We start from the raw sequence: 18460 nt of genomic DNA on the forward strand, positions 1-18460 counted from the left end.
GACCGCTGCCGTGGCCGGGACGTCAGTCGCGCAGGCGTCCCAGCGCGCGATCCAAGTCGTCAGGGTAGTCGCTGACGAAGCGGACCTCGTCCCCCGTTCGGGGGTGCAGGAAGCTCAACGCGCGGGCGTGCAGCCACTGTCTGGACAGGCCGAGCCGGGCCGACAGGGTGGGGTCGGCGCCGTAGGTGAGATCGCCCACGCACGGGTGGCGCAGCGTGGAGAAGTGCACCCGGATCTGGTGGGTCCGACCGGTCTCCAGCCGGACGTCGACCAGGCTGGCCGCCGGGAACGCCTCCACCGTGTCGTAGTGGGTGATGCTCGGCTTGCCGCCGGAGACCACCGCCCAGCGGTAGTCGTGGTGCGGGTGCCGGTCGATGGGGGCGTCGATGGTGCCGCGCAGCGGGTCCAGGTGCCCCTGCACGACGGCGTGGTACTGCTTGTCGACCTCGCGGTACTTGAAGGCCCGCTTCAGCGCGGTGTACGCCTGCTCGCTCTTGGCCACCACCATGATCCCGGTGGTGCCCACGTCGAGCCGGTGCACCACCCCCTGGCGCTCGGCCGCGCCGCTGGTGGAGATCCGGTGGCCGATCGCGGCGAGCCCGCCGATCACGGTCGGCCCGGTCCAGCCGGGACTGGGGTGGGCGGCCACGCCCACCGGCTTGTCCACCACCACGATGTCGTCGTCGGCGTGCACGACCCGCAGCCCCGGCACCGCCTGCGGCACCACGGTCGGCGCGGCGGCCGGCGCGGGCAGGGTCACGTCCAGCCAGGAGCCGGCCTTGACCTTGTGCGAGTTCGCCCGGGCCACCCCGTCGACCAGGGCGTCGCCCGCGTCGACCAGGGCCGCGGCGGCGGTACGGGAGAGCCCGAACAGCCGGGCCACGGCCTGGTCCAGCCGCATGCCGTCCAGACCGTCGGGGACCGGCAGGGACCGGTGGTCGCCGCCACCGTACGACGTGGTGTTCATGCCCGCTCCCGCTGCTCGACGTCGGTTGTCTCCCGCTGGTCCTCGACGGAGGTCGTCTCCCGCCGTCGGGGACCGTCGGTCGGCTCCTTCGGGCTCCCGGCGGCCGGCGCGGAGCCGGCCCCGCGCAGCCGGGTGCCGTCGCGTTGCCGACCGGTGAGTTCGAGGACGACGGCCAGCACCACTCCGCAGACCAGCACGCTGTCGGCGAGGTTGAACACCGGCCACACCCGGCCGTACGGGTCGAAGAGGCTCACCATGTCGACCACGTGGCCGACGAAGTACCCCGGTGCCCGGAAGATCCGGTCGGCCAGGTTGCCGAACGCGCCCCCGAGCACCAGGCCGAGCGAGAGCCCCCAGGGCACCGACCGCAGCCGGAGCGCCATCCAGCCGATCCAGCCGACCACCGCGAGGGTGATCACGGAGAAGATCCAGGTGTGGTCGGCGCCGAGGCTGAACGCCGCCCCGCTGTTGCGGGTCAGGGTGAGGTGGACCGTCCCGCCGAGCAGGCGGACCGGGTCACGGTCGTCCAGTGTGGCCAGCGCGAGGTGTTTGGTGGACTGATCAGCCAGGAAGGCGAGCCCGGCGGTGCCGGCGAGGACCGCGATCGCGCGGCGTCCGGGCCCGCCACCGCCCGGCTCGGCGGTTCCGGGCCCGTCCGGCCCTGCTGCCGTCATGTGCTCCCCATCGACGCTCCGCGGTGATCGCTCACCGACCTCGGCCCGGCCGCCGGGGAGCACGCCTCAGCGCCGCTCCTCCAGCTGCTTGCAGGTCACGCAGAGGGTGGCCGACGGGAAGGCGGCGAGCCGCTCCACCGGAATCGGGTTGCCGCACCGCTCGCACCAGCCGTAACCGCCCTCGTCGAGCCGCTCCAGTGCCCGCTCGACCTGCGTGATCCGCTCCAGGATGTTGTTGGCGAGAGAGATCTCCTGCTCCCGCTCGAAGGTCCGGGCGCCGGTGTCGGCCGGGTCGTCGCCCGCCGAGTCGGTCAACCGGTCGCGCTGGAGCTCGGTGATCTCGCTCAGGGTGTGATCGTACTCGGCGCGCAACTCGTCACGCCGTGCCGCCAGGGCCGCCCGGATCTTCTCGGTCTCGGCGGCGCTGCGGGGGGACTTCGCCGTCGGTTTCCGGCCGGCGGTCCTGGTGTCTGGCTTCGCCATCGTCACTCCCTCGGCCGCGGCAGCCGCGGCGGTCCCCGGTGCCTGGACGGGGTCCGCCGGCGGTGGCGTCCCCCATGAACAAAAGGGGCGCGCGACAGTCGTCGCGCACTCCAGAGATTCAGAAGAATACGGAACGTACAGGCGTCCGACAACGTGCCGCACCGATATCCCCTATTTCATCCCCGAACAATCCTCAATCGGGGCAAAAGGACAATACCAGGTCAGTCGCTCCGGTCATCCCCGCTTTCCCCGAACCACCGGGCCAACCGGCCCCGGCGGCTGACCGCCCGCAGCCGCCGCTCCGTCTCGTCCCGCACCCCGGCCGTCGCCACGATCAAGAGGCTGTCCCCGACCTTGAGCCGGGTGTCCGGGCCGGGCACGAATCCGGTGCCGTCCCGCAGCACCAGGGTCACCGACGCCCCGAGCGGCAGCCGCAACTCGTCGACGTGCACCCCGGCCAGCCGGGAGCCGTCCGGCACCTCCAGCTGGAGCAGGTCCGCCCGCATCCGCTCCAACGGGGCCGTCTCCACCCGGATCTCCGCCGCCTCGGCCGGCGCGGTCACCCGCAGCCGGCGCGCGACCGGGGCCAACGTCCCGGCCTGCACCAACGTGAAGATCACCACAAGCACGAAGACCGAGTCGAAGAGCCGGTCCGCGTCGGGCACCCGGGTGGAGAGCGGAATGGTGGCGAGCACGATCGGCACCGCGCCCCGCAGCCCCGCCCAGGAGAGGAAGGCCTGCTCCCGTAGCCCGAACCGGAACGGCAGGGCCGAGGCGGCCACACTGAGCGGACGGGCGACGAAGAGCAGCGCCAGGCCCGCCACCACGGCCGGCAGGATCGCCTCGTCCAGCCGGGCCGGGGTCACCAGGAGGCCGAGCAGCACGAAGAGGCCGATCTGCGCCAGCCAGGCCAGCCCGTCGGCGAAGCCGAGGATCGCCTGCCGGTGCGGTAGCCGGGCGTTGCCGAGCAGCACCCCGGCCACGTAGACGGCGAGGAACCCCGAGGCGTGCACCGACGCCCCGACCGCGTACGCCAGCACGGTGAACCCCACCACCGCGATCGGGTAGAGCCCCGCCGAGGGCAGCGCGGCCCGGCGCAACGCCAGCCGGCCGAGGTACCCGGCGGCGAAGCCCACCGCCGCCCCGGCCGCCAGCTCGTAGCCGACCAGGAGCAGCTCGTACCACCACGGGTGGGCCAGCGGGAAGCCCCGGGACAGCAGCACCACCAGCAGCACCACCGGGGCGTCGTTCATCCCCGACTCCGCCTCCAGGGTGGCCACCAGCCGGGGCGGCAGGCGCAGCCGGCGCAGGGTGGCGAAGACCGCCGCCGCGTCGGTCGAGGAGAGCACCGCGCCGTAGAGGAGGGCCAGCCGCCAGTCCAGGCCGAGCAGGAGGTGGACGGCGAACCCGACCACCAGGATGCTCACCAGCACGCCCACCGTGGAGAGCGCGGTGGCCAGCCCGAGCACCGGACGAAGGGTGCTCCACCGGGCGGTGAGCCCGCCCTCGGCGATGATCACGATGAGCGCGCAGAAGCCGAGCATCCGGGTCAGCTCGGCGTCGTCGAACCGGATGCCGAGACCGGACCGGCCGATCACCATGCCGAGCGCCAGGTAGACCAGGAGACTCGGCACACCCAGCCGGGTGGAGAAGCGGACCGCGCCGATGGCGACCAACAGGACCGCCGCGCCGACCAGCAGCGCGACGTCCAGGTTGTGCGTCACGGGCGTCGGCCCCGGACGGCCGTCACCCGTCCGGTCCGTCGCGCAGCCGGGACAGCAGCGCGGACACGGCCGGCTCGGGGTGTGCCACCAGGAAGAGCTTGTCGCGGCTCGCCGCGCCGGCCCGCAGGGAGACCGCGGCCGGTCGTACGCCGAGCGCACGGGCCAGCGCCCGACGGGCCGCCTCGGTCGCCCGGCCGTCCACCGCCGGGGCGTTCACCGCGATCACCAGGGCCGGCCCGTGTGGACCGTCGAAACGCCCACCCACCCGCGCCCGGGACGCGCCGGGCTTGACCCGGACCGCGACGGACAGCGTCTCCTCCCCGGGCACGGCGACCGGTCAGGACGGGCGGGAGTCGGCGAGTAGGGCGGTGTCCGGCGCGCAGTCCGCGCAGGGGGTGAAACCCAGCTCGACGGCCTCGGAGGCGGGCAGCGGCTCGGGCTCCCGGCCGAGCAGGTGCAGGCAGTCGGCGACGTGGTAGCGGGGCCGACCGTCGACCACCTGGACCTCGGTGGCGAGGCGGGCCACCCGGGCCGCGTCGGCCGGAGAGACCTCCTGCACGCCGGGCTCGTCGACCGCCGCCCCGGGGTCGTCGTCCCGGGGCGCGTCGACCGGTGATCCGGGCGGGGCGTGCGGCTCCGGGCCGGCCACCGGCGACCCGGGCGGTTGCCGCCACCCGCTGCCACCGGTGCCGTCCGTCGCGGAGGCGAACTGGGTCGGTACGGTCGGCCCGACGGTACGCCGGGCGTCGGTCGACGTCGTCCCGGTCGCCGCCGGCTCACGCCTAAGGTCGGCCGGACGGGCGGGCGGGCCCGTCGGATCCGCCGCCGCCCGGGCGGCGGCCACCTGGCGGGCACCCACCACGAGAGCCACGGCGGCCAGGAGGCTGGCCCCGATCGAGGCGATCAGCAGGACGCTGGAGCCGCCGACGAGACCGGCCACCAGGAGCACGACGGCGACGAGGATGAGCAGGAGACTTCCCACTATCACGGCTCACCCCCGTCGCGTCGTGCTGATCCGGATCAGCTGGTCGAGGGCTCAGTGGCCGGCTTCGAGAGCGTTGGTGCGGCTCCCGCTGTACGACCCGCCGAGACCGGCGGTCGCCAGACCACCGCTGCCGACGCTGCGGCCACCCTCGCCGCCGTTGATGTCGGCCTCGATGTCCTGCCCCCGGGCACCGAGGTCACGCAGCTGGCTCTCCAGGTACGCCTTGAGCCGGGTGCGGTACTCCCGCTCGAACTGCTTGAGTTCCTCGATGTGCTTGGACAGGGCGGTGCGCTTGGCGTCCAGCCCGCCCATCGCCTCCTGGTGCCGCTGCCGGGCGTCCCGCTCCAGCGCGTCGGCCTTGTTGCGGGCCTCGCGGGTGACCTCCTCGGCCTTCGTCCGGGCCTCGGAGAGGAGCTGGTCGGCCTCGCGGCGGGCGTCGGAGAGGTGGTCGTCCGCGGTGCGCTGGGCCATCATCAGCACCCGCAGCGCCTGCTGCTCACCGTCCCCGGCGGGAGCCGGGCCACCCTGGGAGCGGACCTGCTCCAGCTCGGCCTGCATGGCGCGGGCGGCCTGCTCGGCGGCAGCCTTGTCCCGCTGCGCCCGGTCGAGCTGGGCCTTGATGTCGTTGAGTTCGGCGGCGAGCCGGGCGTCGGCACCGGGGCCGGCCGGGGCACCACCTCGACCACCGCGCTCCACCTGGGCGCGGAGCTCGTTGTTCTCCTCGATCAGACGGGCCAGCTCGCGCTCGACCTCGTCCAGGAAGGCGTCAACCTCCTCCTCGTCATACCCCCGCTTGCCGATCGGCGGCTTTTTGAAGGCGACGTTGTGGACGTCGGCCGGGGTCAGCGGCATCGAAACTCCTCGGGTCAGTTGCGGCCGCGTAGCGGGCTGTCACCGGGCAATCACCCGAGGATCAGCCGCCTTAACACGAACTCCATCAGCACGAACAGGATAACCAGGAGCACAAGGGAAGCCAGGTCGATGCTCACGGTACCAATCCGCAGCGGAGGGATCACCCGCCTCAACGCCCTGAGAGGCGGATCAGTGACGCTCCACACGGATTCCAGTCCCGCCGACGCTCCCCGACCGGGCTGCCAGCGGCGACCGTACTGGAGGACGGCGCTGAGCACGAAACGGGCCAGGAGGAGGAGCAGGAAGACGTACAGGATCAGGTACAGCACTTGGAGCAGGATCGACAACACAGCAGGCGACGTCCCTCGGTCGGGGGGTGTTACCCCAGGCTGAAAAAGCCACCCTCAGCGATCTTGGCCTTGTCCTCCGCGGTGACCTGGACGTTGGCCGGCGAGAGCAGGAACACCCGGTTGGTCACGCGCTCGATCGTACCCCGCAGCCCGAACGCCAGACCGGCGGCGAAGTCCACCAGACGGCGGGCATCCGCCTCGTCCATCTCGGTGAGGTTGATGATCACCGGAACGCCGTCGCGGAAGTGCTCACCGATGGTCCGGGCCTCGCGGTAGGTCGTCGGGTGCAGCGTGGTGATCTGGTAACGCTGCTCCTCCTCGGCGACCACGGTCCGCTCCCGGGGCTGGGTCTGCGGCGCCAGGGCGAGGTTGTCCCGGGTGTGGTAGGCCACGCCGGAACCCTCACCGGCGCCGGAGCGGGTGATCGAGCGGACACTCGCCCGCTCCGTCCGGTCGGCACGCTCCAACCGGTCGCCGTCCCCACGGTCGCTCTCCGTGCGGGTGGTCGCCCGCTCGCTCAGCCGGCTCCGCTCACCCGGCCGTGGCCGGGGAGCCGGCGGGTCGTCGGCTTCGTCCTCGTCGTCCTCGGCGAACTCCTCGGCGTACCGGCTCTGCCGGTACCGCGAGTCGCGGTAGCTGCCCTTCTCGTAGCCGCCGTCGTCGTAGCCCCGCTCGTCGTCCTCCTCGACGAGACCGAGCCAGACCCCCGCCTTGCGCAGTGCACCCATCGCCGCGCCCTTCCGTCCGCAGTGCGGCACGCGCCCCCGTGCCCGTGTCGCGTGTCGCGTGTGGGACTCCCCTTGCCCACCGGACCGGGCCGGCAACCACAGCGGACGATTCGCGGTCGTCCGCCTGACCCCCGACGTGGGACGCCGGCCCAAACAACACTGATGTAATTTGCTTTCCCGCGAAGGCTACCGCAGCGTGGGACGCATTCCGAGCAACGCGCTGCCGACGCGGACATGTGTCGCGCCGTACGCGATCGCGACCTCCAGGTCGCCGCTCATGCCGGCGGAGAGTGCGGTGGCCCCCGGATGGACGGTCCGGAACTCCTCGGCCACCTCGGCGAGCCGGGCGAACGCCCGCTGCGGCTCCCAGCCCAGCGGCGCCACCGCCATCAGCCCCGCCAGCCGCAGCGGACCGGTCCCGGCCACCGCCTCGGCCACCCGGTGCAGGCCCCGGTCCGGGTCGGCGGAATCCGGCAGCGCTCCACCCCGGCCGGGGTCACCGTCGATGCTGACCTGCACCAACGTCTCCAGTGGTTGGTCCCGCTCCCGGCTGGCCGCAGCACCGAGCGCGTCGGCCAGCCGGACGCTGTCCACTGAGTGCACCACGTCGGCGTAGCGGACCACCGAGCGGCACTTGTTGCGCTGGAGCTGCCCGATGAAGTGCCACCGGGGACGCACCCCGGCCGCCGCCACCTCGGCGGCCTTGTCGGACGCCTCCTGGTCGCGGTTCTCCCCCACGTCCACGACGCCGAGCCCGGCCAGCGCGAGCACGTCGCCGGCCGGGTACGTCTTGGTCACCGCGATCATCGTCACCTCGGCGCGGTCCCGCCCGGCGGCGGCACATGCCTCGGCGATCCGCGCCCGTACCCGGGCCAGCCCGGCGGCGAGTTCGGCGCGGCGGTCGGGTCGTACCGGGGTGGTTCGGTCGGTCATGGGCGCGACTCAGGACCCGTTCTTGAGGAAGTCGGGCACGTCGACGTCGTCGAAGAGGACCCGGCGCGGCGACTGGGTGGGCGGGGGCATCGTGGTCTGCGGCGGCACCGGCGAGGGCGGGGTGGTCGGCTGGTTCTGGTTGCTCTTGCGCCCCGACTCGACCGCCTTGTACGCCGGCGCGCCACCGTCGAAGCCCGCCGCGATCACGGTCACCCGCACCTCGTCGCCGAGGGCGTCGTCGATGACCGCGCCGAAGATGATGTTCGCGTCCGGGTGGGCCGCGTCGGTGACCAGCTGGGCCGCGTCGTTGATCTCGAACAGGCCCAGGTCGGAGCCGCCGGCGATGGAGAGCAGCACGCCGCGCGCGCCGTCCATGCTCTGCTCCAGCAGCGGGCTGGAGATGGCCGCCTCGGCCGCCTCGACCGCGCGGTTCTCGCCCCGGGCGCTGCCGATGCCCATCAGCGCGCTGCCCGCGCCGCTCATCACGCTCTTGACGTCGGCGAAGTCCAGGTTGATCAGACCGGGCGTGGTGATCAGGTCGGTGATGCCCTGCACACCGGAGAGGAGCACCTGGTCGGCCTGGCGGAAGGCGTCCATCATGCTGATGCCCCGGTCGCCGAGGGCCAGCAGCCGGTCGTTCGGGATGACGATCAGCGTGTCGCACTGGTTGCGCAGTTCCTCGATGCCGGACTCGGCCTGCACCTGCCGCCGCTTGCCCTCGAAGGAGAACGGCCGGGTGACCACACCGATGGTCAGCGCCCCCAGCTTGCGGGCGATGTTGGCCACGACCGGCGCGCCCCCGGTGCCGGTGCCGCCGCCCTCGCCGCAGGTCACGAAGACCATGTCGGCGCCCTTGAGGACCTCCTCGATCTCGTCGCGGTGGTCCTCGGCGGCGTTCTTGCCCACGTCGGGGTTGGCGCCCGCGCCGAGCCCCCGGGTCAACTCACGACCGACGTCGAGCTTGACGTCGGCGTCACTCATCAGCAGCGCCTGCGCATCGGTGTTGATCGCGATGAACTCGACGCCCTTGAGCCCAACCTCGATCATCCGGTTGACGGCGTTGACGCCGCCGCCCCCGATGCCGACGACCTTGATGACCGCCAGGTAGTTGTGCGGAGGTGTCATCTCCGGTCCTTTCCCTTCGAGATTGGCCACGCCGACCGACGGCTCGCCCCGGATCGCCGTCGACGTCAACTATCACCCGTGAAGACGAAGGGCTAACCTTCACCCTCTACTAGAGGCTTACAGTTATGTCAACTACTGATCCTCTTCCGGGCAACGTAAGCGTCCCTACGCGATGAACCAAGGACCTGACCGGCGTGTCGTCGTGGAGAGCGGGCAGGCTCACCCTTCCCAGCGTCCCGGTTCACCGGAACGTCACCACGTCGGGGGCGCTGACGTCGATGGTGTCGGCATTCCGACCGAGCAGGGTGGTCGCCACCCGGGCCTTGTCCTCGCCCCGGGTCGCGTCGCCCCAGACGATCGTGCGTCCACCGGAGAGGCGGACCGTGATCCGGGCCAGTCCCTCCACCGTGACGTCCACCAGCGCCTCACGCAGCTGCGGGGTGAGCGCGGCGAGGACCTCCAGCGCCGCCCGGGTCTCCGGGTCGTCCGGTCCGGGACGGGCCACCCGCGCCAACGGCAGACCCGCCGGGCGCGCCGGTTCCGTACGGAACGCCACCCCGAACCGGTCCACCACGACGAACCGTTCCCCCTGTGGGACCACCGCCACCGGCGTCCGCTCCACCACCCGTACCACCAGGGCGCCCGGCCAGTCCCGGGTCACCGTGGCCCGCTCCACCGGCGGCAGTTCGCCGATCCGGCGGGCCGTGTCCGCCAGGTCCACCCGGGCCAGCGGGACACCGTCCGGCACCGCCGCCGCCTGACGGACCTGCACCGGCGTCACCAGGTCGGCCCCGACCACCCGCACCTCGCGGACCCCGAACAGGCCGGTGCCGAGCAGCACCCACGCGACCAGCCCGGCCAGGAGCAGCACCCCGCCCGCCAGCGCCCACGGCAGCGCGGCGCGCAGCCGACGCTGCCGGGCCCGTTGCATGAACCGGCGGGTCGACGGCGGCACCGCGTCCGTGCCGGCCCGGACCAGCTGCCACCGGCGGGCCGGGCCGCGCCGCCCCCCGGGCTCCGCGCCGGCCGTCCGCCCCCGCGCCGGGCCGGGACTCATCCGGCCGCGGGCGACGCGCCGTCCGTACCGGCCGCCGGGGTGGCCCCGGTGGCGTCGGTCACCGGGGCGGTGGTGGTGCCGACCGGGGCCTCGGAGGCCGCCGGAGTGGTGCCGACCGGAGCCCCGGATACCGCCGGGCCGGCCGCACCGGGGGTGCCCGTGCGGGCCAGCAGCGCGTCGAGGAGCTGGTCGCCCATCAGCGAGATCGGCGGCGCGCCCATGGTGACCACCACGTCGCCGGGCCGGGCCCGGCGGGCCACCTCCACCGGCGCCGCCTCCCACGAGTCGACGAAGACCTTCCGCTCGGCCGGCAGGTCGATCGCCTCGATCAGGGCGGCCGACCCCTCCCCCGGTTGGCGCAGCTCACCCGGGCCGAAGACCTCCAGCAGCACCACCTCGTCGGCGATGGCGAGCCCCTCGGCGATCTCCGCCTGGAGGTCGCGGGTGCGGTAGAGCCGGTAGGGCTGGAACACCACGATCAACCGGCCGTCCCCGGCCACCTCGCGCAGCGTCCGCAGGGCGAGGGTGATCGAGGTCGGGTGGTAGGCGTACTCGTCGTAGACCAGGACGCCGTCGGCCACGCCCTTGCGCTCGAACCGCCGCCGGACGCCGGGGAAGGCCGCCAGCGCGTCCGTGGTGGCGGTCAGCGGAAGGTCCAGCAGGTACGCGGTGAGCACCGCTGCGGCGCTGTTGAGTCCCATGTGGCGGCCGGGCACCGGCAGGCGGATCTCCCCGAGCGCGCGTCCGTCCACCTCGGCCAGGTAGCGGGCCCCCCGGGCCGACGACGACATGCCGGTCACCCGCAGGTCGGCGTCGGGCGACTCGCCGTACGTGTAGACCCGGCGCCCCTCGGCCCGCAGCGTCGCGGCCAGTTCCCGGGCGGCCGGGTCGTCCGCGCAGGTGACGATGAAGCCCGCCGGGTCGGTGAGTCGGGCGAAGTCGGCGAAGGCCGCCTTCAGCGTGGCGAAGTCGCCGTAGGTGTTCAGGTGGTCGGGCTCGATGTTGGTGATCACCGAGACGAAGGGCCGGTAGATCAGGAACGACCGGTCGCTCTCGTCGGCCTCCACCACGAAGTACTGCCCGGTGCCGTGGTGCGCGCCCGAGCCCACCTCGGAGATCTCCCCGCCGATGACGAACGACGGGTCCTCCCCGGCCTGCTGGAGCACCATCGTCACCATCGAGGTGGTGGTGGTCTTGCCGTGGGTACCGGCGATCGCCACCGCCCGCCGGCCGGTCATCGCCGCCGCGAGCGCCTCGGAGCGGTGCAGCACCCGCAGGCCGCGTCGCCGGGCCTCCACCATCTCCAGGTGGTCGGCCGGGATCGCCGACGAGTAGACCACGGTGTCCACACCGTCGAGGTTGGCCGGCTCGTGGGTCATGTGGATGGTGCCACCCAGCGCGCGCAGGCCGGCCAGCGACGGCCACTCCCGCAGCTCGCTGCCGGTGGTGCGGATGCCCCGGGTGAGGAAGAGCCGGGCCAGGCCACTCATGCCGACCCCGCCCACCCCGATCAGGTGGATGGTGCCCAGGTCCTCGGCGGTCAGTGTGCCGGCCGGGGAGAACTGCGCGGTGTTCATGAGAGGTACCTTCCCGTCGCGGTCGCCCGGCTCACCGGGCCGTTCGTGGTCGCCCTGCGCACCGGGCCGGTCGCAACCGCCCGGCTCGCCGGGCCGGTCGGGTTCGGTCGGCTCACCGGGCCGGTCGGGTTCGGCCGGCTCACCGGGCCACCGCCTCGTGGACGAATCGGAGCAGCGCCTCGTCGCCGTCGCGCCGGCCGTAGTCGGCGGCGGCGGCACCCATCGCGGCGAGGCGATGCGGGTCGCGGATCAGCGGGATGACCGTCCGCTCGATCCAGTCCGGGGTGAGTTCGGCGTCGTCCACCAGCAGCCCGCCGCCGGCCTCGACCACGGGCAGCGCGTTGCGCTTCTGCTCCTGGTTGCTGTGCGGGTACGGCACGTAGATGGTGGGCAGACCGATCGCGGCCACCTCGGCGCAGGTCATCGCCCCGCCCCGGCCGAGCATCAGGTCGGCGGCGGCGTAGCCCAGTTCCATCTCGGACAGGTAGGGCAGGGTGACGTACGGCACCGGCAGGTCGGTGGGGACCGGCACCGGCTCGTTGCGGGCACCGATCACGTGCAGCACCTGCAGGCCGTACCGGGCCAGTTCCTTCGCCGCCCCGGAGACGGCCAGGTTGATCGAGCGGGCGCCCTGCGAGCCACCGGCGACGAAGAGCACCGGCAGGTCGGGGCGGAGCCCGAAGCGGGCCCGGGCGGCGTTGCGGTACGCGACCCGGTCCAGCCCGGCGATGCCGCGCCGCAGCGGCACCCCGACCACGCGGGCGTCCCGCAGCGCCTCGGCCTGCTGCGGCTGGTGCGGGAAGCCCACCGCCACGTGCCGGGTGAACTTCATGCCGAGCCGGTTGGCCACCCCCGGCGGCACGTTGACCTCGTGGATGACGATCGGCAGGTCCCGCCGCCAGGCGGCGAGGTAGCCGGGCACCGAGACGTACCCGCCGAAGCCGACGACCACGTCGGCGCGCACCTCGTCGATCACCTTGCCGGCGGCGCGGGCCGCGGTCCACATCCGACCGGGGGTACGGACCAGGTTCATGTTGACCGAGCGCGGCAGCTGGTAGGCGGGAATCGTGCGCAGGTCGTAGCCGTGCGGTGGGATCAGCTCGTTCTCCAGGCCCTTCGGTGTGCCCAGGCAGGTGATCCGGACGTTCGGGTCGTGCCGGCGGAGGCAGTCGGCGAAGGCGAGCAGGGGGTAGATGTGTCCCCCGGTGCCCCCTCCGCAGAGCACCACCGAACGCAGCGGACCCATCAGCGTCTCCTCTCACTGGCCGACCCGGCGCGGGCCCGGGCGCCCCGGGCGCCACGCGGCGCGGTCTCGTCGTCGTCCTCCCGCCGCGCTCGCGCCCGGGGTACGGACCCACGGTCGGCCGGGGGCGTCGCCGGTCGACGACGCCGGCCGGGAAGCGGCGGCAACGGGGCCCACACTAGTCGGACCCATCGGGCGGGCGGACGGGCGTGCAGGGCCCGTGCGGCGTCCGGCTCGGCTCGGGCGAACGAGGCGAGCATCCCGACCGCGGCGAGGGTGACCACCAGGGCGCTGCCGCCGTCGGAGATGAACGGCAGCGGCAGACCGGTGATCGGCAGCAGCCCCACCACGCCGCCGATGTTGATCACGGCCTGGCTGACCAGCCAGGTGGTGACGGCGGCGGCGGCGAGCCGCCGGAACGGATCCTCGACCCGGCGGGCGATCCGCAGCCCGGTGTACGCGAGCACCGCGAACAGCACCAGCACCACGACGCAGCCGACCACCCCGAGTTCCTCGGCGATGACCGCGAAGATGAAGTCGTTGCCGGCGGCGGGCAGCCAGTCCCACTTGGTCCGGCTCTGACCGAGCCCGGTGCCGAACCAGCCGCCGAGGTCGATGGCGTACCGGGCCTGGTCGGCCTGGTAGCACGGGTCGCCGCACTCGTCCGGGGGAGGCCGGTTGATGAAGTAGGTGAGCCGGGCCAGGCGGTAGTTCTCCGCGCCCTTCTCGCCGGAGCCGGCGCCGAGCGAGGCCACCGCCACCAGCAGGGCCACCCCGGCCAGCCCGAGCACCGACAGCACGGCGAAGACCCGCTTGCGGACCCCGGCCGCCCAGAGCAGGCCGATCACCAGCGCCAGCAGACAGAGCATGGTGCCCAGGTCGTTGTAGCCGACCAGCACGAAGAGCAGGCCGACGACCGGGAAGAGCGGGGTGGCCAGCTCCTTCCACCAGCCCAGCTTGGCGCCCTTGCGGGCGATCACGTCGGCTCCCCAGAGCACCATTCCGAACTTGGCCAGTTCGGAGGGTTGCAACTGGATCGGACCAAGGTAGAGCCAGAGCAGGTTCGCCTCGAGCGGCCCGATCTTCGGGGCGGTGTCGAACAGCGACCCGTAGGCCAGCAGGAGGTTGAGCAGCAACAGCAGCACCACCGACAACCCGAGCACCGGCCCGCCGAGCACCCGGAAGGTGCGCGCCGGCAGCCGCTGGCAGGCCCAGAAGGCGACGATGCCGATCACCGCGAAGATCGCCTGCTTGGTGAGCGCGGCGAAGGCGTTGCCCTCCTCGGCGTACGCCTTCACGCTAGTCGCGGAGAAGACCATGGTCAGCCCGATGACCAGCAGCAGACCGGCGCTGGAGATCAGCAGGTAGTAGGACGCCAGCGGCCGGGCGAGCAGGCCGCGCAACGCCGCCAGCCCGCCCATGGCGTCCAGGCCGCGCGGCGGTGCGGGCGGGTCGGCGGTACGCCCCGCGCCGGCTCCCCGCGGCTGCCCGTCGACTGTCCTGCCGTTTCCTCGGTCCTCCCCCACCCGCCCATCATCGCCGCTGCCGTCACCCGCTTCGCGCGGAACCCCCGACTCTCGGCGTGTCGGTTTGCCGCCCCAGGTGGTTGCAGGGGCCCCCGGCTACCGCATTTCGCGTAGCAAGGGGCCCCTGCAGTCACCAAACGAGCGGTCAGCTGACGTTGGCGAGGAACTCGCTGTAGAAGAGGCCGAGCGCGATGGCCACCCCGATCCCGGCGATGATCCAGAAGCGGACCACGATGTTGACCTCGCTCCAGCCGGCCAACTCGAAGTGGTGCTGGAGCGGGGACATCCGGAACACCCGCTTGCCGGTGGTCTTGAAGGAGATGATCTGGATGACCACCGACATGGTGATGATCACGAACAGCCCACCGATGATCGGCAGCAGCAGCACGGTACGGGTGGACATCGCCATGCCGGCGATCAGCCCGCCCAGGCCGAGCGCGCCGGTGTCACCCATGAAGATCCGGGCCGGTGAGGTGTTCCACCAGAGGAAGCCGACACAGGCGCCGGCCGCCGCGCCCGCGATCAGCGCGATCTCCAGCGGGTCCCGGACGGTGTAGCAGTAGTCCTCGGTGTAGTTCGGGTCGGCGCACCAGTGCCGGTACTGCCAGAACGCGATCAGCGCGTACGCGGCGAGCACCATCACCGACGCGCCGGTGGCGAGACCGTCCAGACCGTCGGTGAGGTTGACGCCGTTGGTCGCCGCCATCACCACGAAGATGAAGATGACCACGGAGGCGATCTTGCCGATGTCCAGCGCCGGGATGTCCCGGATGAAGCTCAGGGTGGTGCTGCCGACGGTCTCGACGTTGGTGACCGCGCCGCTCGCGTCGGTCATGCTGCTGGGGAAGTAGAGCGCCACCACCCCGAAGACCGCGCCCACCAGGATCTGGCCGATCAGCTTTGCCCGTGCGCTGATGCCGCCGCTGTTGCGCTTGCGGACCTTGACGAAGTCGTCGATGAAGCCGACCGCGCCGGAGAAGACCATCAGCCCCAGCAGCACCAGCGCGGTGATGGTCGGTTCGACCTGGGCGATCTGCTGGTCCGGCAGGGTGGTCAGGGCGAGGTGCCCGGCGACATACGCGATGACCGTGGCGATGATGAACACCACCCCGCCCATCGTGGGCGTGCCCTTCTTGCCCTGGTTGCTGGCGAGCCCGATGGATCGGATCGGCTGGCCGGCCTTGAGCCGGGTGAACACCTTGATCGCGATCGGGGTGGTGAGCAGCGAGATGAGGAAGGCCACCCCGATGGCCACGATGACGGCCCTCATTGAGCGTCCTCACCCCCGGTGCCGACGCGCAGCGCGTCGGCCACCTCCCAGGTGCGGTACCGGGAGCCCTTGACCAGGACCACGTCCCCTGGCCGTAGCTCACTGCGCAGCACCTCGACGGCCGCTGCCTGATCGGTGAGCAGCACCGATTCTCCTCCCCAGTTTCCTACCGCTGTCGCGCCTGCTTGGATCGGTGCCGCCGCCGCGTCCACCACGAGCAGCCGGTCGACACCCAGTTCGGCCGCGAGCCGGCCGACCTCCCGGTGCCCGTCGACCTCGAACGGGCCCAGTTCGGCCATGTAGCCGAGCACCGCGATCGTCCGCCCGTTCCGCCGCATGCCGGCCAGCGCGCGCAGCGCGACCGCCATCGACGCCGGGTTGGCGTTGTACGAGTCGTCGATCACCGTCACCCCGTCGGGACGGTCGAAGACGTCCATCCGCCGGGTCGAGACCAGCCCCAGCCCACCGAGCGCCTCGGCCAGGTCGGCCAGGGGCATGCCCAGTTCCCGGGCCACCGCCGCGGCGGCCAGCGAGTTGGAGACCTGGTGGTGGCCGGTCAGACCGAGCCGCACCGGTACGGCGCCCTCCGGCGTGACCAGCGTGTACGAGGGGCGTCCCCGGTCGTCCAGCGTCACGTCGGTGGCGCGCACGTCGGCGTCGACCGCCTCGCCGTAGCGGACCACCCGGCCCCGGGTGCGGGTGGCCATCGCGGCGACCAGCGGGTCGTCGGCGTTGAGCACGGCGAGCCCGTCGACCGGCAGTGCCTCGACCAGTTCCCCCTTGGCCATGGCGATCGTCTCCCGGGAGCCGAACTCCCCGATGTGCGCCACCCCCACGTTGAGCACCACCGAGATCCGGGGTGGCACCACGTCGCAGAGGTAGCGGACGTGCCCCACCCCGCGGGCGCCCTTCTCCAGCACCAGGAACCGGGTGTCCGGCCCCGCCTGCAACGCCGTGTACGGGTGTCCCAGCTCGTTGTTGAACGACCCGGGCGGGGCCACCGTCGGGCCGAGCCGGGCGGTGAGCTGGGCGATCAGGTCCTTGGTGGTGGTCTTGCCGGAGGAGCCGGTGATGCCGATGACGGTCAGTTCCGGCAGCCGGTCCACCACGGCGCGGGCGAGCCGGCCCAGCGCGGCGAGCGCGTCGGCGACCAGCACCATCGGCACGCCGGGCACCTCCCGGGTGCCGAGGACGGCGACCGCGCCGTCGGCCACCGCGCGGGCCGCGTAGTCGTGCCCGTCGACCTTCTCCCCGTCGAAGGCGACGAAGAGCCCGCCGGGGCGGACCTTGCGGGAGTCGAACTCGACCGCGCCGGTCACCGTGGCGGTCGGGTCGGCGCCGACCAGCCGCCCGTCGACGGCGGCGGCCAGCTCGGCCAGGGTCAGTGTGATCACGACTGCTCCACCCGGTCGCCGAAGCGGGCGCGCAGCGCGTCCGCCAGTTCCGTCCGGTCGTCGAACGGCAGCACCTCGCCGCCGACCTCCTGACCGCGTTCGTGGCCCTTGCCGAGTACGGCCACCACGTCCCCCGGCCCGGCCATCCGGACCGCCTCGTCGATGGCGGCGCGCCGGCCGGCCACGTCGAGGACGGTCGCCACCCTGCCGGCGGTCGTCTCGGCACCGGCCCGGACCTCGGCCCGGATCGCCGCCGGGTCCTCGGTACGCGGGTTGTCGTCGGTCACCAGGACCACGTCGGCTCCCCGGGCGGCGGCCGCCCCCATCACCGGGCGCTTGCCCCGGTCCCGGTCCCCGCCGGCCCCGATGACGCAGATCAACCGGCCACCGCCGGTGGTCAGCTCGCGCAGCGCGGTCAGGGCGGCGACGATCGCGTCCGGCTTGTGCGCGTAGTCGACCACGCCCTTCACCGGGCCGGGCGCCCGCACCAGCTCCAGCCGCCCCGGCACGCCCGGGCACTCGGCCACCCCCGCCGCGGCGGTACGCGGGTCCACCCCGACCGCCACCAGGCTGGCGATGGCGAGCAGGGCGTTGGCCACGTTGTGCCGGCCGGGCAGCGCCACCCCGGCGGAGAGGGTCAGCCCGTCCGGGCCGTGCGCGGTGAACCGCTGGGCGTAGCCGGCGTCGTCGACGTCCGAGGCCCACCAGGTGGCGGACGGGTCACCGGCCGCCGAGTAGCTGACCGTGGCCGGCCGGAACAGCGGTCGCAACGCCGGGTCGTCGAGGTTGAGCACCTCGGCCGCGCAACGGCCGTCGAAGAGCCGGGCCTTGGCCGCGAAGTAGTCGGCGGTGTCGGCGTGGAAGTCCAGGTGGTCGGAGCCGAAGTTGGTGTATCCGCCGACGGCGAATCGGACGCCGCCGACCCGCCCCATGGCCAGCGCGTGGCTGGAGACCTCCATGACCACCGCGCTCACCCCGCGTTCCCGGGCGGCGGCGAGCATGGCGTGCAGGTCGGTGGCCTCCGGGGTGGTCCGCACGCTCTCCACCACCAGGTCGCCGAGGCGGGTCTCCACGGTGCCGATCAGGCCGGTGGTGTGCCCGGCGGCGCGCAGCCCGGACTCGACCAGGTAGGCGGTGGAGGTCTTGCCGGCGGTGCCGGTCACCCCGATGACGGTGAGCCCCTCGGTCGGGTCGCCGTAGACGGCGGAGGCGAGCGAGCCGAGCGCCTCGCGCGGGTCGGCGACGACCAGCGCCGGCAGCCCGGCGGCGGCCACCGCCGCCCGGCCGGCCTCGTCGGTCAGCGCGGCCACCGCCCCGGCCGCCGCCGCACCGGCGGCGAACTCCGCGCCGTGCCGGCGTGCGCCGGGCAGCGCGGCGTACAGGTCGCCGGGGCGGACCTCCTGGCTGGCGTGGGTCACCCCGGTCACCGACACGTCCGCGGCCTGCGCCGGCGGCGCGACACCGAGTCGCGCGGCGAGTTCGCCGAGCCGGATTCCGATCACGGTACGGGGGCGTGGATTGCCGGGCACGGCGTCAGACCCTACCCGGTCGGTCGGCAGGGACCGCACAGCC

At 73.2% G+C, this 18460-nt stretch carries 18 protein-coding genes; all 18 read right to left on the minus strand.

Features of this window, described 5'->3' with window-relative positions; genetic code table 11:
• Nucleotides 1-22: 22 nt before the first annotated feature.
• A complete protein-coding gene (locus IGA62_RS03350; protein ID WP_145816287.1) occupies nt 23-967 on the minus strand; it encodes an RluA family pseudouridine synthase in 945 nt (314 codons plus the stop codon).
• The gene (lspA, locus tag IGA62_RS03355; protein ID WP_145816286.1) at nt 964-1641 is read right to left on the minus strand and encodes a signal peptidase II; all 678 of its coding nucleotides are present in this window, start codon (nt 1639-1641) and stop codon (nt 964-966) included. Before lspA ends, IGA62_RS03350 begins: the two co-directional genes overlap by 4 nt.
• 66 nt (nt 1642-1707) lie before the next feature.
• On the minus strand, nt 1708-2124 hold the full coding sequence (locus IGA62_RS03360; protein ID WP_091463368.1) for a TraR/DksA family transcriptional regulator: 417 nt from the start codon (nt 2122-2124) through the stop codon (nt 1708-1710).
• Nucleotides 2125-2345: 221 nt separating this feature from the next.
• Nucleotides 2346-3848: a potassium/proton antiporter gene (locus tag IGA62_RS03365; RefSeq protein WP_145816285.1), complete on the minus strand. Its 1503-nt coding sequence runs from the start codon at nt 3846-3848 to the stop codon at nt 2346-2348.
• A gap of 22 nt (nt 3849-3870) precedes the next feature.
• Nucleotides 3871-4176 (minus strand): DUF167 domain-containing protein, encoded by a 306-nt coding sequence (locus IGA62_RS03370; RefSeq protein ID WP_145816284.1) that lies wholly within the window; start codon nt 4174-4176, stop codon nt 3871-3873.
• Nucleotides 4177-4185: 9 nt separating this feature from the next.
• Nucleotides 4186-4836, minus strand: a complete 651-nt coding sequence (locus IGA62_RS03375; RefSeq protein ID WP_145816283.1) for a hypothetical protein — start codon at nt 4834-4836, stop codon at nt 4186-4188.
• Nucleotides 4837-4884: 48 nt separating this feature from the next.
• Complete coding sequence (locus tag IGA62_RS03380; protein WP_091459924.1) at nt 4885-5685, minus strand: DivIVA domain-containing protein; 801 nt, start codon at nt 5683-5685, stop codon at nt 4885-4887.
• A 50-nt stretch (nt 5686-5735) separates the two neighbouring features.
• Nucleotides 5736-6035, minus strand: coding sequence for a YggT family protein (locus tag IGA62_RS03385; protein ID WP_091459922.1), 300 nt, complete (start codon nt 6033-6035; stop codon nt 5736-5738).
• A 29-nt stretch (nt 6036-6064) separates the two neighbouring features.
• On the minus strand, nt 6065-6763 hold the full coding sequence (locus tag IGA62_RS03390; RefSeq protein WP_145816282.1) for a cell division protein SepF: 699 nt from the start codon (nt 6761-6763) through the stop codon (nt 6065-6067).
• Nucleotides 6764-6949: 186 nt separating this feature from the next.
• Nucleotides 6950-7696, minus strand: coding sequence for a YggS family pyridoxal phosphate-dependent enzyme (locus tag IGA62_RS03395; RefSeq protein ID WP_145816281.1), 747 nt, complete (start codon nt 7694-7696; stop codon nt 6950-6952).
• Nucleotides 7697-7705: 9 nt separating this feature from the next.
• Complete coding sequence (ftsZ, locus tag IGA62_RS03400) at nt 7706-8821, minus strand: cell division protein FtsZ (protein ID WP_091459915.1); 1116 nt, start codon at nt 8819-8821, stop codon at nt 7706-7708.
• 241 nt (nt 8822-9062) lie between these two features.
• Nucleotides 9063-9878, minus strand: coding sequence for a cell division protein FtsQ/DivIB (locus IGA62_RS03405; protein ID WP_190289251.1), 816 nt, complete (start codon nt 9876-9878; stop codon nt 9063-9065).
• Nucleotides 9875-11455, minus strand: coding sequence for a UDP-N-acetylmuramate--L-alanine ligase (gene murC / locus IGA62_RS03410; protein ID WP_145816280.1), 1581 nt, complete (start codon nt 11453-11455; stop codon nt 9875-9877). Before murC ends, IGA62_RS03405 begins: the two co-directional genes overlap by 4 nt.
• A 139-nt stretch (nt 11456-11594) precedes the next feature.
• The gene (gene murG / locus IGA62_RS03415) at nt 11595-12701 is read right to left on the minus strand and encodes an undecaprenyldiphospho-muramoylpentapeptide beta-N-acetylglucosaminyltransferase (protein WP_145816279.1); all 1107 of its coding nucleotides are present in this window, start codon (nt 12699-12701) and stop codon (nt 11595-11597) included.
• The gene (locus IGA62_RS03420; protein ID WP_145821831.1) at nt 12701-14119 is read right to left on the minus strand and encodes an FtsW/RodA/SpoVE family cell cycle protein; all 1419 of its coding nucleotides are present in this window, start codon (nt 14117-14119) and stop codon (nt 12701-12703) included. The genes murG and IGA62_RS03420 overlap by 1 nt, the downstream gene beginning before the upstream one ends.
• 250 nt (nt 14120-14369) lie before the next feature.
• Nucleotides 14370-15494, minus strand: coding sequence for a phospho-N-acetylmuramoyl-pentapeptide-transferase (gene mraY / locus IGA62_RS03425; RefSeq protein ID WP_145816278.1), 1125 nt, complete (start codon nt 15492-15494; stop codon nt 14370-14372).
• A complete protein-coding gene (locus IGA62_RS03430; protein ID WP_145816277.1) occupies nt 15491-16888 on the minus strand; it encodes a UDP-N-acetylmuramoyl-tripeptide--D-alanyl-D-alanine ligase in 1398 nt (465 codons plus the stop codon). Before IGA62_RS03430 ends, mraY begins: the two co-directional genes overlap by 4 nt.
• Entirely contained in the window at nt 16885-18456 is a 1572-nt protein-coding gene (locus tag IGA62_RS03435) for a UDP-N-acetylmuramoyl-L-alanyl-D-glutamate--2,6-diaminopimelate ligase (RefSeq protein ID WP_145816276.1), read from the minus strand. Before IGA62_RS03435 ends, IGA62_RS03430 begins: the two co-directional genes overlap by 4 nt.
• Between the last annotated feature and the right edge of the window lie 4 nt (nt 18457-18460).

The organism is Micromonospora sagamiensis (genome assembly GCF_014680085.1).
Classification (GTDB): domain Bacteria; phylum Actinomycetota; class Actinomycetes; order Mycobacteriales; family Micromonosporaceae; genus Micromonospora; species Micromonospora inyonensis.